A 2,748-nucleotide genomic window follows, 5' to 3' on the forward strand; every position below is an offset into this window, starting at 1 on the left:
CGGGGGTCGGAGCGGCTGGGAGCGTAAAAGTCGTTATTTGTTCTGAGATCGCGCTAGTCCGATGGCTAACACAAGCACTGGCAGCAACGCGGATGACACCTGGAGATACACATTGCAGTATCCAACAGCCATCTGCGGCGAAGTTGTTAGCTACAGATTGAGCTAACAACGACAGCACTTCGCGGCGATCTCCGCCAGCCGCCAAGGGCTGAACGATCTGAAGAACGCGTTGTCCGAAATAATCAATTTCGCGGGAATCCTGCATGGGTAATCGATGCGCCAGCGGCGACGCTACGCGAACGGGTGAGCGGGTGAAGATACTAGACCTACCCATTTTATTGTGCCACACTGTTCGATTGGCAGCAGATGGTCTAAGTAAGATCTATCTATCTATACTAAGTATGCCCAGCGATCGGTACGTTATTAGTTTTTTCGATCGCAGATTTTAGGCTTGCGAGAGATCGTCTTGACGCAGGGTTTTGACCCATTTGAGTCGTTTGGGCAAGATCGCCATCCGGGCGATCGCTAGTGGCATCACAATCAGCCAATGTAAAATAAATAGCGAGCCGATCGCCGTTTGTTTGAAGAGTGTGACCCAACTGACGGGGCGACGATCGCCCTCAATAGCCGGAGTAGCCGCTTGGCGATAGGTGCGTTGTAATCCGACCCAAATCCCCCACAATGGTAAAGCGACCCCCAGCGAAGCTGTCATCGGCAGGAGTAGGGGTGGATGCTTGAGCCAAAATGCCATCAGAAAGTCGGGAATCCCAGCGGGTGGGAGCAGATATTGAATCGACAGAAACGAGAGCAAATCGATAGTTTTTTTAGTACCCATCCGATTGCTGGCGATCGGCTCCCAATAGTCGAGATACCGCTGAAATCCACCCTCTGCCCAGCGATTGCGTTGGTGCCAGAGCGATTTAACTGTCGTGACGCCTTCTTCACCAACGGGCGGGTAGGGCATCAGCGCGATGTCCCACCCCGTCAGATGCAAGCGAATTGTCAGATCGAGATCGTCAGTAATCGTTTCTTCATTCCAGCCATTACAGTCCGCTAGAGCCGTCTGGCGGACAAATTGACCGTTACCGCGTAGTTCGCCAATGCCGCCGCTGTGAGTGCGTTGCTGTTGGAGATAAGCATCGAGAGCCATTTCCGCCCGCTGCCCGCCGGTGAGCCAATTAGTATCGCTATTGGTAATTGCCTTGCGCATTTGGATCGCGCCGACTGTTTCATTCTGAAAATAAGCTAACACCTGGTGCAAAAAATCGGGAGCGACTCGGGCATCGGCGTCAAAGACGCCGATAATCTCGCCTTGCATTAGCGTTAGCACTTGATTGAGCGCGCCAGATTTACCACCAGTATCGCTATCGGTACGGTGGAGGACTTGGAGTTGGGGATACTCAATTGCTAACTTGTCTAAGATCTCGGGCGTGCGATCGGTACTGCGATCGTCGATCGCCCAGACTTCATATCGATCGGCTGGATAATCTAAACTACACAGGTTGGCAACCACGTTGGCAATCACGGCGGCTTCATTTTTGGCCGCAATTGCTAACGAAATAAACGGATAAGTCTGCGGCGGTACGAATAATGGTGGTGGGGCAACTCGCGTCGCAACTAATCTCAATGCGCGCCAACAAAACAGACTGGCAATCGCCCAAGCGATGATATAGCCCCAACTAATCAGATGTAAGGCAGCTACTCCCAGCCACAAGCTACCTAAGATGGTCGCCGCCTTGATGCGTCGATAACCCATGCCAGCAGACCACTCGATCTGAGGTGCGATCGGGTGTTCGATAGTTAACGGCAAACTGCGCTCGGCCATGTGCGGGGAAAGAGGAGTGAGTAAATATTCGATCGCGAATGATCGGCACTCATAAACTAAGCCACGCCTAGTCTGGTTCTCATTCGCTCATTTACACATCTTAACCCGACTGGGTCTACCAGGGAATAGTAAAGACCGATACTATTTGTTACTGCTAACCTTTAGATCGAGTCGAGCGGGTTGCCAAGAGCCTGGACATCGACCGATGTGGTTGTCGCAGATTGGGAGGTTCGCTCTAGCGGATCGCCACTCGACGCAACCGATCGATTGCTAGATATCGATCGCCGATGCGGGATCTAATTCCCACCGATCTCGATCGCGCTCTTCCATCATTTCTTCCGTGTCTAGCGGTGCATCGTCATCGACGACGATCCCCACTGCTGCTGCCAATTCTTCCGTGTCATTTTGACTGGGCACTGCGGTGGTACCGCCGACGGCTTCATCCCCATTCACCTCGGCACGATAGGCATCATCGTCGGCGTTAGTTTCGGGATCTGCACCTATTAATGAATTCGTTCGCGGTTCTGCCATCACTATTTCCTCTGATTTATCGATCGCTGCTGCCATTCTCAAACCCTAATGCCAGCCTCTGTTCTTCTAGTCTAGCTAGAGCTAATAGTCAGGTTATCTACCCAAAGGAGGAAGTCTGTGCAGTCGCAGTGTCGATCGATCTTCTTAGAGGATGTCTGAAAACTCAATTTCGTTAAGATCGAACTATGGAAGATCCCCCTAGCCCCCCTTCAAAAGCTACCGTGTATACACAAGTCTGAAACTCCAGTCAAATCTTAATTTGTTTGCCCCCCAACCCCCAATTCTGGGGGAGCCAATCTCTAGAAAGTCCCCCAATTCTGGGGGACTTTGCGGTTTTTTTATTCGGAGGTACCCTCCGAATAAAAAAACCGACAAGACAGGGGGCAAGTAAG

At 51.7% G+C, this 2,748-nt stretch carries 3 protein-coding genes; all 3 read right to left on the reverse strand.

Annotated elements, in window-relative coordinates:
- On the reverse strand, positions 1-265 hold a 265-nt coding region (locus RMO84_RS05265; RefSeq protein ID WP_310487424.1), incomplete at its 3' end, for a hypothetical protein.
- A gap of 180 nt (positions 266-445) precedes the next feature.
- On the reverse strand, positions 446-1,825 hold the full coding sequence (locus RMO84_RS05270) for a glycosyltransferase family 2 protein (protein WP_310487425.1): 1,380 nt from the start codon (positions 1,823-1,825) through the stop codon (positions 446-448).
- A 270-nt stretch (positions 1,826-2,095) separates the two neighbouring features.
- Positions 2,096-2,356 (reverse strand): DUF6335 family protein, encoded by a 261-nt coding sequence (locus tag RMO84_RS05275; protein ID WP_310487426.1) that lies wholly within the window; start codon positions 2,354-2,356, stop codon positions 2,096-2,098.
- Positions 2,357-2,748: the final 392 nt, after the last annotated feature.

The organism is Chamaesiphon sp. VAR_69_metabat_338 (genome assembly GCF_031423935.1).
Taxonomy (GTDB): Bacteria; Cyanobacteriota; Cyanobacteriia; order Cyanobacteriales; family Chamaesiphonaceae; genus Chamaesiphon.

What these genes read in the sequence shown, in the direction of transcription:
- RMO84_RS05270 (WP_310487425.1), bottom strand. Translation starts at nt 1,825, where the DNA reads ATGGCCGAGCGCAGTTTGCCGTTAACTATCGAACACCCGATCGCACCT.
- RMO84_RS05275 (WP_310487426.1), bottom strand. Translation starts at nt 2,356, where the DNA reads ATGGCAGAACCGCGAACGAATTCATTAATAGGTGCAGATCCCGAAACT.